This window comes from Flavobacterium psychraerolatum (genome assembly GCF_025960985.1).
Taxonomy (GTDB): domain Bacteria; phylum Bacteroidota; class Bacteroidia; order Flavobacteriales; family Flavobacteriaceae; genus Flavobacterium.
Genome location: NZ_JAOQMX010000012.1, coordinates 1 through 16,072 on the forward strand (window position 1 = coordinate 1; position 16,072 = coordinate 16,072).

11 protein-coding genes are annotated in these 16,072 nt (G+C 34.3%); 2 read left to right on the top strand and 9 right to left on the bottom strand.

Annotated elements, in window-relative coordinates:
* Positions 1 to 336: 336 nt before the first annotated feature.
* Complete coding sequence (locus M2326_RS06385; protein WP_264618724.1) at positions 337 to 1,053, top strand: hypothetical protein; 717 nt, start codon at positions 337 to 339, stop codon at positions 1,051 to 1,053.
* 121 nt (positions 1,054 to 1,174) lie between these two features.
* Positions 1,175 to 1,906: a helix-turn-helix transcriptional regulator gene (locus M2326_RS06390; protein ID WP_264618725.1), complete on the top strand. Its 732-nt coding sequence runs from the start codon at positions 1,175 to 1,177 to the stop codon at positions 1,904 to 1,906.
* Positions 1,907 to 2,596: 690 nt separating this feature from the next.
* On the opposite strand, the gene M2326_RS06395 is transcribed toward M2326_RS06390, so the two are convergent.
* From M2326_RS06395 to M2326_RS06435, 9 genes are all read right to left on the bottom strand, one after another.
* On the bottom strand, positions 2,597 to 4,621 hold the full coding sequence (locus M2326_RS06395; RefSeq protein ID WP_264618726.1) for a glycoside hydrolase family 127 protein: 2,025 nt from the start codon (positions 4,619 to 4,621) through the stop codon (positions 2,597 to 2,599).
* A gap of 18 nt (positions 4,622 to 4,639) precedes the next feature.
* On the bottom strand, positions 4,640 to 6,625 hold the full coding sequence (locus M2326_RS06400; RefSeq protein ID WP_264618727.1) for a glycoside hydrolase family 127 protein: 1,986 nt from the start codon (positions 6,623 to 6,625) through the stop codon (positions 4,640 to 4,642).
* Between the two features lie 35 nt (positions 6,626 to 6,660).
* Positions 6,661 to 8,154, bottom strand: a complete 1,494-nt coding sequence (locus tag M2326_RS06405; protein WP_264618728.1) for a family 16 glycosylhydrolase — start codon at positions 8,152 to 8,154, stop codon at positions 6,661 to 6,663.
* Between the two features lie 58 nt (positions 8,155 to 8,212).
* Positions 8,213 to 9,778: a sugar porter family MFS transporter gene (locus M2326_RS06410; RefSeq protein WP_264618729.1), complete on the bottom strand. Its 1,566-nt coding sequence runs from the start codon at positions 9,776 to 9,778 to the stop codon at positions 8,213 to 8,215.
* Between the two features lie 528 nt (positions 9,779 to 10,306).
* Positions 10,307 to 11,323, bottom strand: a complete 1,017-nt coding sequence (locus M2326_RS06415; protein WP_264618730.1) for an L-rhamnose/proton symporter RhaT — start codon at positions 11,321 to 11,323, stop codon at positions 10,307 to 10,309.
* Between the two features lie 31 nt (positions 11,324 to 11,354).
* Complete coding sequence (locus tag M2326_RS06420; protein ID WP_264618731.1) at positions 11,355 to 12,809, bottom strand: NAD-dependent succinate-semialdehyde dehydrogenase; 1,455 nt, start codon at positions 12,807 to 12,809, stop codon at positions 11,355 to 11,357.
* 18 nt (positions 12,810 to 12,827) lie between these two features.
* Positions 12,828 to 13,982 carry a mandelate racemase/muconate lactonizing enzyme family protein gene (locus M2326_RS06425; protein ID WP_264618732.1) on the bottom strand — a complete coding sequence of 385 codons (1,155 nt, stop codon included), beginning with the start codon at positions 13,980 to 13,982 and terminating at the stop codon, positions 12,828 to 12,830.
* A 139-nt stretch (positions 13,983 to 14,121) separates the two neighbouring features.
* The gene (locus M2326_RS06430; protein WP_264618733.1) at positions 14,122 to 14,760 is read right to left on the bottom strand and encodes a bifunctional 4-hydroxy-2-oxoglutarate aldolase/2-dehydro-3-deoxy-phosphogluconate aldolase; all 639 of its coding nucleotides are present in this window, start codon (positions 14,758 to 14,760) and stop codon (positions 14,122 to 14,124) included.
* A 12-nt stretch (positions 14,761 to 14,772) separates the two neighbouring features.
* Positions 14,773 to 15,729 (bottom strand): 2-dehydro-3-deoxygalactonokinase, encoded by a 957-nt coding sequence (locus M2326_RS06435; protein ID WP_264618734.1) that lies wholly within the window; start codon positions 15,727 to 15,729, stop codon positions 14,773 to 14,775.
* Between the last annotated feature and the right edge of the window lie 343 nt (positions 15,730 to 16,072).

The following is a 16,072-nucleotide window of genomic DNA, read 5'->3' on the forward strand; positions in this document are numbered from 1 at the left end:
GAGAACTCTATGAGATTTTGACCTTTAAAAATTTCCATTATTTCTATGTTTTTCAATACTTTAAAGATATGAATTTAACTGCTTACCTCAAAAAAGTTATTTTCATTTCAATTTGAATTACAATTGGTTATTAATACATTACGAATGTACACGCAACCATACTTATTAAAATAAGAAATCTGATTACAAAAACTTAACAACAAGTAATTTTAACTTAAAAAAATATTAACTTACTATTATTTAAAAAATAAGAAACAAAATAACTAAAATACTACATATCAAATACTTAACAAATAAAAATAATAATAAATTATTATTTTTATTATTATTGTTTTTTTGTTATTAGTAATATTAATAAACCTTACATGCCTTAATGCACAGCAATTTAAAAGTTATACAGCAGAAGGATTAGTTAGTTATCAATCGAATCCAAAAAAAGCAATTAATTTACTAAAAAAGAAACATAAGGAGGCACTAGCAAAAAAAGATACCGCTCAAATTATCAAAGTATTAATTTCTTTGAGTGCAGCTGATCGTGCTGCACTCGCCTACAGAGATTCTTTTGTCAATTCTGGTGAAGCATTGTTTATAGCCCAGGAATTTAAAAATCCTTTATTAATTGCAAAAGCACATGAAGAATTTGGAACCCTCCACTTTCTTTTTAAACAAGATGATGAGGCTGGTGAACACTTTAAACAAGCACATGCTTATTATTCTAAAGTTAGCTTGCAAGGTGCTGCTAGTTACGCTCAATTGTATCGATCTCATTACAACTTAGCGATGTATTATCAGCGAATAAAAAATGTATCGCAACTAAATGAACAGGTAGCTTTTTGTGAATCTCTTGCTGAAAAATTTAAAATTGATCCTATTTACAAATTATACTTAGATGAAAAAGTAGTTTCTGAACATGAATTTGATTCACAATTTAAAGAAGCGCTGGATTTATTATTGAATCTCTGCAACCGCATGGAAAATTTGGAAGCCAACGGAAACCTAAGTGTTACAGACAATAGCTTTTTTATGATTTTGTATTGTAGAACGGCTAATTAATTATGAGCGCCAAAACAACTATTCGGCAGCAAAAAGTTATTTCGAAAAAGCATTACACATTAAAGACAGCAATGGTGAGAATACCTTTTACCGCTCTTTTGTTTTTTTACGTTATGCTGATTTGTTATCTAAAATCAACGATTATAAAAATGCTTATCTTAATTTACACGAATCCAAATTGATTAATGACACTTATCTTAATCCTCGAAATGAAGACACCCAAGGTTTTTTGACTATTAAAAACAGGTATAAAGATCAGTTACAAAATAAAAATAACCAACTGCGCGACCAAAGTTTAAAAATTGAAAAACAAAATCAGGCTTTGTTTCGTTTCCGATTTTTCTTTTTTGGAATTGTTTTGATTGCTATCATTTTAGGATTGATCTTTCGTAGCAAAATGAAAACTATAAAACATGAAAAAGAGGAGGAAATCACCAAAAAGCAAATAGAGCTAAAAAACAAGGAACTGACTGCTAACATGCTTAAATTAATTGAAAAGGAAGAAATCATTCAGACCTTAAAATCGCACCTTGAAAATGCAAACACTGACCACAACACAAAAAAAGTAATTCAGCAGCTCGAAAAAAAATCGGTGAGTTTGTGGGATTCTTTCAATAATCAGTTCATGGAACTAAACGAACATTTCTACGATCGGCTTCAAGAAAAATCTCCAGATTTAAGCGCTGCAGACTTAAAAGTATGCGCTTTGATTAAACTAAACTTTTCAGGCAAAGAGATGGCACATTTATTAGGAATTTCTCTAGGTAGTGTACATGTTGCTCGCCACCGATTACGCAAAAAAATGAACTTGGAGCGGGATATTAATTTGACTAATTTCATTAATTCCATTTAGAACTTTTCACCGCAAAGATGCTAAGGCGCAAGGTTTTAAAATAGTAAGTTTCCTAGCAGGCTTTTTGGAACACGGATTAGAGAAATTGTAGCAATTTTAATCCAAATAAAATTTACTATTAAAACTATACTCAAAACACTTTTTGGCACACGTCAATGGTAGTGGTTTTGTCTTCTAATGCGATAGCTTTTGGAGATAAAGGTATATCAAGAACTTTAGTGAAATAATACGACTTCTCGATACATTTTTATTCCGTTTAACTACATAAAAAGACTACCATTGACTTTTTACATTAAATAATTAATTTACAAATACTTAAAAACACACACCCCAAACCACTCTCAATAAAGGAACTAGAAGTACAAAAATTCAAATAACTTCATTTTATATTACGTTTTTTTAAAAAAAATTATACCTCGAAGTGACGAACTCGTTATTCATAATTTCAATTTATAAGCTAATCTTTAGTTCCTTTGAATGCGGTACACTATCTTTTTTCGTGAGGGATAGAAATGAAAAGCCCGCAAACAAGTGTAGCGATAGCGGAACTTGTTGAGGACTTGCAATGTATAGCCCGAGCCGTAGTTTTTACGGAGGGTCACGCCCAAAATAGTATAAGCCTATGCAAAAAAAACGTTGACAGTATTGCTACTATCAACGTTTTAAAAGTTAAACCAACTTTAAAAAATTTTATTTCCAAATAATTGGTAAGAAAACTGTCATTTCAGAATCACCTCTGTTTGACCATGCGTAATACGGTACAAGTTGTACTTTGGCAGATTCCAAAACTGGTTTTGCAACGGCTTGATACATTGCATCTGTTTTTTTGTCTTTACGAATCATCATATCTGTAGAAATTGCTGTAACACCACCTAAGAAATCAGGACGGTATTTTACGTCAAATTTAGAATCACCAGAAAGGTAAACATCAAGAATACTAGCTCCTTTTGGTAAATCTGAAGATTCAGCACAGTATACAACTGGACCTCTTTTTACAGCTACTTGGTTGCGTACTTCTTCGATACGTCCGTTTCCTTCCATGTATTTTACTTCCATTGGCATTTCAAGAGTTACGATATCTCCTTTTTTCCATTTTCTGTTAACCACCGCAAACTCACCTGCCACAATAGTAACTCCAGCATCAGCTCCGTTTACCATTAATGTACTTCCTTTGGCCCAGTTTGGAATTCTGAACATCATATCGAATGCCTCTTTTTTACATTCGTTAATAGTTACTTTTACGTTTCCATCCCAAGGGTAATTTGATACTTGCTCTAGTTTTAATTTAGAACCATCTACCAATTTAGTATCCAAAATGTTTCCACCATATAGATTCACAGAAACACCGTTATTAGACAAGCTATACGCCCATCCAGAAACTGATGCAATGGTACGCACTAAGTTTGGAGGACAACAGAAACACTCTAAGTACGATTGACGAGTTGGGTATTCTGTATTCATTTTCGAATAATCTCTAGATCCGTGAATCTTACGTAATGGATTCGAATAATAGTATTTATCTCCTTCTAAGTTGATTCCAGAAAGTGCACTATTGAACAATACATTTTCGATAACATCTGCATACTTTGATTTTCCGTTCAATCCCATCATGCGGTAGCTGAACATTGAGTTACAAATATTAGCACAAGTTTCGTTGTATGCCGTCATGTTTGGCATCATGTATTCATCGATAAATCCTTCTTCAATCATTTGTCTGTTTGTAGAAGCTCCGTAGTGTGTTTGCCCTACAGCTCCAGTAACATACATTTTCTTCTCGGTTACATTTTCCCAAAGTCTGTCTAATGCATCAACAAGTGCTTTCTCTCCTGTTTCGGCAGCTACATCAGCAGCACCAGCATAGTAGTACAAAGCCAAAACAGCATGTCCTACAGCCTCATTAGACTCGCGCAAAGGTGTAAACTCTTGCACCATATCTCCTACTGGATATCCTTTGGTAGTTGAATTTTCTTCGATACCATTATGTCCTCTGCGGTCAATGAATTTCTCTGCTAATTCTAAGTACTTTTTATCTTTTGTAGTTCGGTACAATTCTACTAAACCCATAATTTGAGTTTGGTTGAATCCAAAACGAGCGTATTGCTTTGTGTCTTGAAAAAATACCGAATACAAGTTATCTGCATGTTTGATAGCGATATCCAAAAAGTTTCTTTTTCCTGTAACGCGGTTATGAATACAAGCACTCGTATACAAGTGACCACTATTGTACATCTCGTGATACTTTCTGTTTTCGAAAGGATCAATTTTGTTATCGCTTAACTGAATTGTAGTTTGCAAATAACCGTTTGGCAATTGTGCTTTTGCAATAATAGCGATGATGTCATCTAATTGTTTTAAGATTTTTGGATCTTTATTTTGTGCATACACATAAGAAGATGCCTCCATCCACTTGTAAAAATCTCCATCATGCCATGCAAAACCTTTGTGCTTTCCTTTTTCAAGACCTGCAGTATATTTGAAGTTATTCAAACCATGACCTACATCTCCCATTAAAACCTCGCCCATATAAGGCAACATTTTTTCTTCACAGATTTTAAATTTATCTGCCCAAAATCCATGAGTCCAATGACAATCACCAATATTTATGCTCTTTAATTTTACGTTTGGACTATTTGTATTATCAACGATTCCTTTGTTTTGAGCAAAAGAAATCGATGTCAACAAAATCGCACCAAATGCTATAGCTGTTTTTTTCATTTTCATATTGATTATTTTCTACCAAACAATTGGCATAAATACGGTCATTTCTGCCTGTCCTCTGTTGCTCCACGCATAATAAGGCACTAACTGTGTTTTAAACGATTCAAATTGTGGTTTAGTAATCGCTTGATACATATCGTCATTTTTACCAGATCTCAATAAAAGTTCTGCTTCAACAACGGTAACACCTCCTAAAAAGTCAGCTTTATGTACGGCTTGAAGTGGTGTATTTCCATTCAAATATACATCCAAGATAGACACTTCTTTTGGTAAATCTGGAGTTTCTATGCAATAAACAATAGGTCCTCTTTTTACAGCTACTTGATTTCTTACTTCCTCAATTCTATTATGACCTTCCATTAAAGTTACCTCCATTGGCATATCCAAAACAATGGTATCCCCTGCTTTCCAAGTTCTGTTTATAACAGCAAAATTACCTGGGTTTACTTCAACATTGGCAGACTCTCCATTTACTTTCAAAGTACTTCCAACAGCCCATTTTGGAATTCTAACTTTAATCTCGAAAGCAGCATCCTTACACTCGTCAACTGTGATTTTCACCAGACCTTTCCAAGGATAATCAGTATCTTGAGATAATTTCAAAGGTGAACCGTCTAACATATTTGTGATTAGATTATTTCCTCCAAATAAAACCACTGCAACTCCATTTTCAGACAAGTTATACGCCCATCCTGAACTTTTACAAATAGTTCTTACCAAGTTGGGAGGACAACAAAAACATTCTAAATAAGGTTGTCTTACAGGACTTTCAGTAACATCGGAATGAGAATCATAATTTCTTGAATTGTTCACCATTCGCAAAGGATTCGAATAAAAATAGTCTTTTCCTTCGATGCTAATTCCTGATAAACCACTGTTATATAAAACCAATTCAATAATATCTGCATATCTTGATTCGTCCTTGATGGCCATCATTCTGCTGCTAAACATAGCGTTACACAAGTTGGCACAAGTTTCATTGTAGGCTGTCATGTTTGGCATCATGTACGCATCTATGAACCCTTCTTCAATCATGTCCAAATTAGTCGAAGCTCCATAATGCGCTTGACCAACAGCACCTGTTACATACATTTTTTTACCAGTAACATTTTCCCAAAGTGCATCTAATGCATCAAGTAGTGCTTTTTCACCTGTTTCGGCATATACATCTGCAGCTCCTGCGTAATAGTATAATGCTAAAACGGCATGACCAACTGCTTCTTTAGATTCTCTAAAAGGAGTTCTTTCTTGAACCATATCTCCAATTGGATAACCTAACGTAGTCGAATCGTGTTTAATTTCGTAAGTCCCTCTACGGTTGATAAACTTTTCGGCAAGCTTTAAGTACTTTTCATTTCTGGTAGTTCTGTACAATTCAACCAATCCCATGATTTGTGTTTGATTGAAACCGAAACGTTGATAATGCTTGGTGTCTGGCATAAAATAAGCACATAGTAAATCGGCCATTTTTACGGCAATATCCAAGAAATTTTTTTGTCCTGTAATTCTATAGTGAACAGAACCCGCTATAAAAAGGTGACCGAAATTATACATTTCATGGTACTTTCTATTTTCAAAACGATCTACACCTTCTGTAATTTGAACATGGGTATGAATGTATCCGTCTTCTTCTTGAGCGCGTCCGATAACACCAATATACTCATCTAATTCTTTTAATAAAGACTCATTTTTAGTTAGGCCATAAACGTACATTTTGGCTTCCATAAACTTATAGAAATCTCCATCATGCCAGTAAAAACCTTTGTGCACACCTTCTTTTTCTCCGGCAGCAATTTTAAAGTTGTTAAGTCCATGACCAATATCTCCACACAATAAATCTCCCATGTAAGGAAGCATTTTTTCCTCGGCATTTTTTACTTTGTCAGCCCAAAATCCGGTATTCCATTTACAGTCTCCAAAATTGATGCTTTTTAACTTTACAAAAGGACTCTCGGAAGTGTTCGTTATTGCTTTGCTATGAATGTTTGAAATAGTACTCATAATATATATTTTATAGTGTAATCTGATTTATTTTTTTACTTTTTTGTTTTTTTTATCGTGATGTCATCAATAAAAATCCTAGGTGCTTTATCTTTAGGAAGATCTTCTTTTCTTAATTCAATTTTAAGTTGATCATTTTTTGCTGATGCAGTTGGTTTCGAAATAGTAGCTTCAACAGTAACCCACTGACGACGGGCTAATTTTGCCAAATCTTTGAATTCAATTTCTAACTTAGGATTTTGAAAACTCACATGAATTTTATCTGCAATTTTACCTTGATCTAACCATACTTTCATCGAAAAAGTATAATCACCTGCTGGCAAATTGATGGATCCCTCAGGAGTTATCGCTGACACCTTTGGCACTTCTAGTTTTTCGTTTTTACCATATCCTGCAAATCGAAGACTGTTTACACCTGAAGCATAATCACCTTCTACAATTTCTAAATATTTAGCAGAAGCTTCATCAATTAACCAAAATTTTTGATAGTCATTTGGTGTGGAATCTTCAGGAACCATGGTTAAAGGTCTTGGGATTTCTTCGAATAAAATAGGGCCTTCAAAACCGTAAAAAGCTTTGTCTTTTGCCAATAAATTATCCGATGGTTTTTGCCAAACACGCATGTATTCAATTTCGAAATCTACTGGAAGTTCCTCTTTATGTGGCATTCCTAACCAAAAGAATATTTCCGAATCCAACCAGATTTCCATTGGGTTATTCAGTACCCAATCCAAACCAACATCGTTTTGGGTAAAGTGATGTACTAATTTTCCGTCGATGAATAAGTTTAGAAAATCTTCACCCCATTCTGCTCCGAAAACATGAAAGTCATCTGCCGTTCTATACGGTAAATTTTCGGTATGTTGGAATACATTTGTAGGTCTTTTTGCTGGTGGACTCCAATCGTGCGCTGTTGCCAAATAAGAGTTTTCCTTAATGTTTCCTGTTTTTACTTTAGGATTTCCCATCAGTTCATAAACATCCAACTCTTGTTCGTAACCAATTCCCCAGAAAGCTGCTGTTATAGCTGCATTACCAACTTTAGATTTCACTTCCATATACCCGTTCAAAAAACGTTTTTTGGAAATTACACCTGCTGTAGTTATAGGCATTGGTTTTCCTTCATACTCTCCATATTTTGATGTTCCCATGTTGCCATCGGTGTAACTTTCTTTAAAAAATGGATAATCTGGTTCCCAAGCTGTTCTCAATTTTAATTTTCCGTTTTCTACTCTCACATTGTGTGGCACAAATTGAGAAGGAGCACGACCTTTCCAGATATAATAATCTTCATTTTGACCTTCTACAAACCACTTAGTAGTATCTATAGTAGTCCCTTCAAATTCATCACTTATTTCTTTATTAAGAACCCAACCGCCTACATTTTTTTGATCAGAAAATGGAAGTACCGTTGCAGCTTTAGATGAATTTTGGACAGCTGATTTATTTTGCTTCGTTTGCGCACAGCCTACGTTCAAAAAACCTACCACACTTAAAGAAGCAAGTGCATAAATTCGAATATATTTCATAATTTTTATTTTTTATTGGCAATAGAATGAAATTTTCAATCTAATGTGTAGCCTAAAATTATTTGCTTTGAAGCTTTAGTTGAATTTCTTCAATAGTCATATTTTTTGTTTCTACTAAATAACGGTAAAGTATCACCAAACCTATTGCAACAGTGATGGCATAAAAAAGTAACGTATAACTTATTCCCATTGTAGCCAACTGTTTGGGGAAAAATACTTGAACTAACATACTGACTACACTGGTAATCAAAGTAAAAAATGGAATTGCTATCCCTCGAATAGAATTTGGAAAAATTTCCGAAAACAAAACCCACATTACCGGACCAACCGAAAAATGGAAAGCTGCAATAAAACTAAGAATCCCCACTAAAATTAAAATAGAATTAATAGCAGCGGCTTTTTGTATCAAAACACTTTCGTAGTTTCTCGCATCTACCTCTCCTAAATTATCTTCCAGCGCTTTTTTGAAGGCAATATCACTACCATATTCTACACCAGCAATAGGTGTTAATCGTTCTACATTTTTAATAGTTGACAACTCTGTAATTGCTTTTTCAGTTAATGTATATCTAGCTGTTTGAAAGCCGTAAAAACAAATACCTAAACTAATAATAATCCAGGCCATTCCCCAAATAATTAAGGGTCTACGTCCTAATCTATCTACTAATACTAAACCTAAAATAGTAAACACAACACTGGTCAAACCCACCCAAATTGATTGCATAAATGCCGCATCAGAACCACCTCCTAATTGTTCGAAAACAGTTGGAGCATAAAATAAAATTGCATTGATTCCTGTTGATTGTTGCGCTATTGCAATGGTAGTGGCAATAATTAAAATCACACGCATTTTTTTACTGAAAATTTCTTTCAATTGAGCAACTAGTGAACGATCTTGCGTTTCTGAACTCATACTAGTTTGCATTTCATCATAAATAACACCAACTTCTTCCTTAGGGTATATTTTACTAAGCGTTCTTTTAGCTTCTTCCGTTTTTCCATTATATAACAACCATGCTGGACTTCTTGGAATAAAGAAAAGAGCAACTAACCATGCTACAGCAGGTACAATCTCAGAACCCAACATCCATCTCCATACATTTTGTTTTAAACCTAAATCATTTACCCAAGCAGCATCTGAATTCGCATACGAAAGAATTAGATAATTTACAAAATAAGCAGCAGATAAACCCAGTACAATATTTATTTGAGTCATAGAAACTAGTTTTCCTCTCCATTTGGGCGGTGCAATTTCTCCAATATACATCGAAGCTACAGAGATAGAACTAAAGGCTAAACCTCCTAAAAATCGTGTAGCGACTAAGGACCAATATGATGGTGAAAAGGTTGCCCCTACTGCTGAAATAACATAAAGAAATGCAATAATTTTCAATGTTTGTCTTCGTCCAAATTTATCACAAGCACTACCAGCAAAAAACAAAGCCAACAATACACCAATACTTGGAGATCCTACTACAATACCTAATTGCATTGGGTTTAGAGAAAATTCTTCGGTTATAAATTTTACAGTACCTGAAATTACAGCAGCATCCAAGCCGAAAACAAAACCACCAAAGGCTACAATTGTGGCATAGGTAAATGCATTTCTTTTATATGAATTCATGGTTAATAGTGTATTAAATTGTATTTATTGGTTAGTTTTTGGTTCCTATTAAAATGTAACTTTTTTATAAATTTAAAATATTGCTCAGTTGATTCATAACTGATTTTTTACCACTGTTGTAAAAATGCAACCCTATTAAAATCTACTAAATAATTTAACGATAAAGAATCACCCAGTTGGATGAAATTACTAAGATTAACTAAAAAAAGCGTTGATTTTCTAAACTAAAAGTCATTTATAACTAAAATGTCAGTCTGAATGTAGATTGTCCTGAGCTTTTGCCGAAATATAAGATATATTTCGACAAGCTCAATGTGACAATAGGCATAAAACTAATTATTCTTTTAATTTCACCCAAAAGGTGTAAAGAACTTTATATATATTAGACTATTAAAATTTTCCAGGTACTCTAAAAGCAGTTGCTCTCTTAATTACAAAACATCTACTTAAATTAAATAGTAATTCTTTTTGAAATTTCTGCTAAATAATGACTGGATAATTTATTTTAAGGAAAGCTCTTTTAAAATTTTATCCATTCAATGTTCCAGAATACCCTGTAATGATTACAGCGATGATCAATACAAATACCCCAAATAATAGGATTTTGAAAGGTTTCTTAGCACCTTCCCATTCTTTGTTGGTATACGCCCAAACGTTACCCACAATAAGTGATAACCCCAACATGATAGGCCAAGCAATAATTTTACCTATATCTCCCATCAAAGTGGCTCCTTGACCATATATTCCAAGTGCACCGAACCAAAGTACTGCAGCTCCAATTGACCATAAATAGGCTTTTCCAGCATTAGGTGTTGAATAAGAACTCCATGTATTGTTCTTAGCTAATAAAAATAAAGAATACCCTGCATTAACTACAAAACCACCCCATAAAACTACTACCCAGATAGCCAAACTACCATTTCGAGCAATAGCACCAGATGCTTCAGCCAATTTACCAATTGATTCTCCTTTACCAAAACCAATAGCCAATGCAGCAGATAATAAACCACTTAAAACTGCGATTACCAAACCTGCTGTAAGATTTACTTTCTCCGTACTTTCGTCTGCATGTGTCAATTTATCTTTTTGAATCCCGGCATAAGCGGTAATAGCAATTGCTACCAACATAATTAGTACTCCCACCATGATATATGGAAAAGAAGGCTTGTCAGTTTCACCAGCATTCATAAACAAAGGAATTAAAGCTCCGGCTGCAGAACAAACACCCATCACAATCCCATAAGTCAAAGAAATACCAATATATGGCACACTTTTACCAAAAAGGATTCCACCAATTCCCCATAATCCGCCATAAATCATAGCTTCAATAATTACGTCTGAAGGTGCGCTTGTCACCACTTCGAACAAATCTGGCACTACTAAGTAGGCCCATGCAGTTGGTAGAATAATTAAAGCAAAAGTAGAGTGTACAAGCCACCAAGCTTCCCATTTAAGGGGAGCCATAAACTTCATTCCTAGTCCAAAAGAACCTTGAAAGATACTTGCAAAAATGACAAGTAAAAAAGATAACGTTAATGTATCCATTATATTTTGGTTAGTTAAAACTTAAATTTAATTAAAGTGCGGTTGACACTCTCTTTTTTACTAAATAGTCATCCAAGGCTAAGTGCGAACAATCATGACCAATTCCACTATTTTTTATTCCACCGTGAGGCAAGTAGATTGCATATTTTACCCCATTGATTTGAATTTCTCCGAAATCTAAATCCTCTGTAAAACGTTGAATTCTTTTATGGTTATTTGTAAAAATGTAAGATGCTAATCCATACTCGGTGTCATTTGCCATTTCTAGTACTTCGTCATCCGATTCAAAACTCATTATTCCAGCTACTGGTCCAAAAGTTTCTTCTTTAAACAAACGAGAATCGGTTGTGATTCCTGACACTACAGTTGGTTCCATCCAGTTTCCATTTTCTGGGAAGCCCTCAGGAATTTTTCCACCATACTCTAATTTCGCTCCTTTACTTACAGCATCGGCAACTAAATCAAACATTCTGTTTCTAGCTCTTCTATCTACTACAGGACCCATATCAACGGTTTCATTAGGATCAATACTAAACCCTAATTTAATTTTAGATGCTCTTTCGATATAAGCCGTTAAGAATTTATCATAAATATTTTTGTGAACAAAAATTCTGTTGGCAGCCACACATATTTGCCCTGAGTTACCAAACTTCAATCCAATCGCTAAGTTTAGCGCAGTATCGAAATCAGCATCTTCAAAAACAATAAAAGGCGCATTTCCACCCAATTCCATTCCTAATTTTTTGATTGATGTAGTACTATCTGCAATGATTTTCTTCCCAGTTGCTGTAGAACCAATCATGGTCAAAACAGCAGGAATTGTACTCGTTGTCATAGTAGTAGCTACCTCGGCAGATGGACCCGCCAAAATATTTACAACACCAGCAGGGAAATCTATACTATGTAATATTTCACCAATAATATAACTTGATAATGGTGACATTTCAGATGGTTTGATAATCAAAGAACATCCGGCTGCCAATGCGGGTCCAATTTTGAAACCAACATTCAATAATGGAAAATTCCAAGCCAAGTAAGCCACGGCTACACCTGCCGCCTGCTCGACCATCTTATGTGTATGCGTGTGCTCGTAATCCGGTATTTGCTCTTCTCTGCGGTTTTTCATTGCTGCAGGATACCACTCTAATGCGTTGGTAATTGCCTCAATATCTTCTGCAGATCCAGCATAGGTTTTCCCCATTTCGTGAACCATAGCCGAACGCAATTCTGCTTCTCTTTCGAAAATAGCCGTTCTTAATTTGGTCATCCAAGCCGTTCTTTCAGCCAAAGATAATTTCGACCAAAATTTAAATCCTTTTTGAGCGGCGATCAATGCTTTTTCAGCATCTGCTTTTCCAGCCAATGCAATTTCTGCTATAGATTCACCAGTTGCAGGACAAATAACATCTGTTTTTAGACCGCTTTCAGCATCAACCAATTGACCGTCTATATATAATTTTTTATATCCGAAATTTTGTGTATTCATGGTATTTCAATTTGGTAATTATACCGTTAATTTAACTCTATCTTTTGTAATTGCGTATTCTCTTAAAACATCCTCGTTCACATCAATCCCTAAACCTGGACGATTAGGAACCTCAATATAACCATCTTTCATGACTATTGAAGGAAAAGTCAACTTTTCTCTAAGTCCATTTTCTGTTTGATCATATTCCATCAAGAAATTAGGTCGGTACATTCTACCTGGTATACATTCTAAATTAGCTATAAAATGCATAGCAACGTGAATACCTATTGCTGTCCCCCAAGTATGTGGAACAATATCCACTCCGTTGGCACTAGCCAAGGCCGAGATACGTTTCGCCTCAGTAAGTCCCCCACTAGAACAAATATCCGGCTGTAAAATATCAACCGATTTATTTTGTATCAATTGTTGGAAACCAAAACGCAAATATTCACATTCTCCTCCTGAAATTGGAATAGAAGTTTTTTGTCTCAATTCATTGTATTGACTGTAGAATTCTGGTGAAATAGGTTCTTCAAACCAGGCAATATCATACGGCTCAATCAAACGACATAATTCTATTGCTTCTCTTAAAGTATAAGCATGATTAGAATCGACCATCAGTTGAATATCTGGACCAATGATTTCACGCATCTTTTTAACGTTAGCAACATCTGCTTTGATACCAAGACCTACCTTCATTTTCATAGCCTTAAAACCTTGAGACATATACAACCTAGCTTCCTCTTCAAAATCCTTAGAGGGATCTTCATGACAGGTAAAATACAAACCTGTTGCGTACGGTTGAATTTTAGTTCTGTGTGCTCCACCCAATAAAGTAGAAACAGATTGTCCTAAAATTTTACCTTTTAAATCCCAGATCGCAATATCAATAGCGCTCATCGAGGCTACTAGTATACCTCTTCGAGCATAATCTAATGTTCTACGGTACATCCCATTCCAAATCACTTCATTTTCCAAAGGATTTTGACCAATAACCATTGGCTTCAAAAACTCAATCCCAGCTTCCAAAATAGTTGCAGGACCGTAACCTTCTCCCCAACCATAAGTTCCATCAGAACAAGTTATTTTTACTACACAAATACTCCTTTCAGAATATTCCCATTGTGAGAAGAAAAAGCTTTGCGAAAGCACATCTTTCAATACATACGTTTCAATTTTTTCAATTACCATTTTATATCTTTAATTTAGAAAAAGTAGTGAAAAACTACTTTTATATCATTATTTTATTTGTATATTCTCTGTCTAATAGGTAAAATTAAATTAATACTTCTTATTTATTAGTCCTAATTTACCCAATCACAGACAATTGTTATCTAATTGCAATAACTTTATCACAAATCGCCTTAAAGTGCTCATATAAAGCATCATAATTCTTAGCTTCGATAAGTTTTTTATCAAAAAGTGATCCACCCATACCCACTCCTATTGCTCCTGCTTGGAAAAAAGATTGAATATTATGAACATCAACTCCACCAGTAGGCAATAATTTAATCGTATTTAATGGCCCTAAAATATCTTTTACATATCCTGGTCCCAATTGTGTTGCTGGAAAAATCTTCACAGCCGTAGCTCCCAATTTATTTGCATTAAATATTTCCAAAGGTGTAAATGCACCCGGAAAAATTGGAATATTGCGTTCTTCACAATAATTCATTACTTCAACATCCATAATTGGAGTTACAATGAATGTTGCTCCTGCATCCAAAGCCATCATTAAGTCGGCCATAGTACACACTGTACCTGCTCCTACGTTTATCTCAGGATGATTGGCAGCAACAGCCTTGATAATCTCACAAGCATTGTCTGAGTTCATCGTAATTTCAAGTGTCGTTAATCCTGCTTTTTTATAATGCGGCAATATTTCTTCGATCACTTCCAATGAAATATTTCTTATTATACAAACAATTGGCATTTTATCAAACAATTCTTCTTTATAATTTGTTCCCATAATTTAGTTTTTTTATAGTTGATTTTTTATAATATTCCATTGTCCTTTTACCACTGATAAATCCACAACACTACTATTAATGATTTTAGTTTTAGACTCTAACCCTATAATCGTAATTGCTTTGTGGTACAATTCAAAAAGTTTACCACCAGCACATAATTTAATGTAATCACAATCCAAATGGCGCAATGTTTGTAATTCTTCTCCAATCATAAGTCCACTCAAATAGTAATAATTTTCTATGTTAGTTTTCTCTTTGAATAAGTTATTGGTTCTCACTTTAAAAAGTGTATTAAGCAACGATTTTCCCTCCATAGCTTTTTGAACCCCTTCTTCAAAAGCATTCAAAACAGTTTCGTCAAATTCGGTTTTTTCAATCGAAGCTTTCAAAATAGTATACTCAGAGATTACGCTAAAAACTTCCCCAGTCATGTAAGTAAAGAAATTGGTAATTACTCCTTTTTCGCACAACACATGTTTACTATGCGTTCCCGGAGTAATAAAAACAATGGACTGATTCTCATCTTCTTTATTTACCAAACCAATAATCTCAACTTCCTCACCGCGAATCACATCAGAATCTGATTTTACACCAGAGATTAACTGAATTGAATTCGGAATAATATCAGATTTAATTTTTTCAATGTACAATGATTTACCGTCCGTTTTAAAAGGTAAACCAGCATAAGGAAGCTCTCTCATTCCAATACTAGAGGACGCCATTCCCGAAATTACAATGGTAACATCACAACCAATAGTGGTTGTAAAAAGTGCCAATTGTTGTTTTAAAAAATTTAAAAAATAGGCTTCTTTATCTCCTCCAACTTCCAACCATTCATTATAAATAGTTTTTATCCCCTTTGGCGATACCACTTCCTCAACAATACTAAGGCCTGGAACCATTACTAGTCTCAAACGTAGATTCGTAGTTCCCCAATCCACACTCACAAAAGTTTTAATACTTGTCATTTTTAATCCGATTAATAGATTCTTACAAAGTTAAATCGAGTTGTTGTTTTTTTGTATTCAAAATTTACCGATTACTAAATCATTCTTACCCCAAACAAACATATTGAACTAAATCTAAGATAAAATAAACTTGAAAATTTAAATTTAAAACACAAAAAAACTTTTTTTTTAGGGCGTGCCCCGCAAAAAAAAGCGGGTCAGGCTGTTCGTTCCCGCTTTTTTTAACTTGCAAAAAAAAGCAAGATAAAAAAGAGCTTCACTGCCATCCTTCACGCATTACACCAGTAAGTTACAACATTACACAATACAAAAAAAAATCCACCCCAATTAAGGAGTGGATTTT

What these genes read in the sequence shown, in the direction of transcription:
- M2326_RS06395 (WP_264618726.1), bottom strand. Translation starts at nt 4,621, where the DNA reads ATGAAAAAAACAGCTATAGCATTTGGTGCGATTTTGTTGACATCGATT.
- M2326_RS06400 (WP_264618727.1), bottom strand. Translation starts at nt 6,625, where the DNA reads ATGAGTACTATTTCAAACATTCATAGCAAAGCAATAACGAACACTTCC.
- M2326_RS06405 (WP_264618728.1), bottom strand. Translation starts at nt 8,154, where the DNA reads ATGAAATATATTCGAATTTATGCACTTGCTTCTTTAAGTGTGGTAGGT.
- M2326_RS06410 (WP_264618729.1), bottom strand. Translation starts at nt 9,778, where the DNA reads ATGAATTCATATAAAAGAAATGCATTTACCTATGCCACAATTGTAGCC.
- M2326_RS06415 (WP_264618730.1), bottom strand. Translation starts at nt 11,323, where the DNA reads ATGGATACATTAACGTTATCTTTTTTACTTGTCATTTTTGCAAGTATC.
- M2326_RS06420 (WP_264618731.1), bottom strand. Translation starts at nt 12,809, where the DNA reads ATGAATACACAAAATTTCGGATATAAAAAATTATATATAGACGGTCAA.
- M2326_RS06425 (WP_264618732.1), bottom strand. Translation starts at nt 13,982, where the DNA reads ATGGTAATTGAAAAAATTGAAACGTATGTATTGAAAGATGTGCTTTCG.
- M2326_RS06430 (WP_264618733.1), bottom strand. Translation starts at nt 14,760, where the DNA reads ATGGGAACAAATTATAAAGAAGAATTGTTTGATAAAATGCCAATTGTT.
- M2326_RS06435 (WP_264618734.1), bottom strand. Translation starts at nt 15,729, where the DNA reads ATGACAAGTATTAAAACTTTTGTGAGTGTGGATTGGGGAACTACGAAT.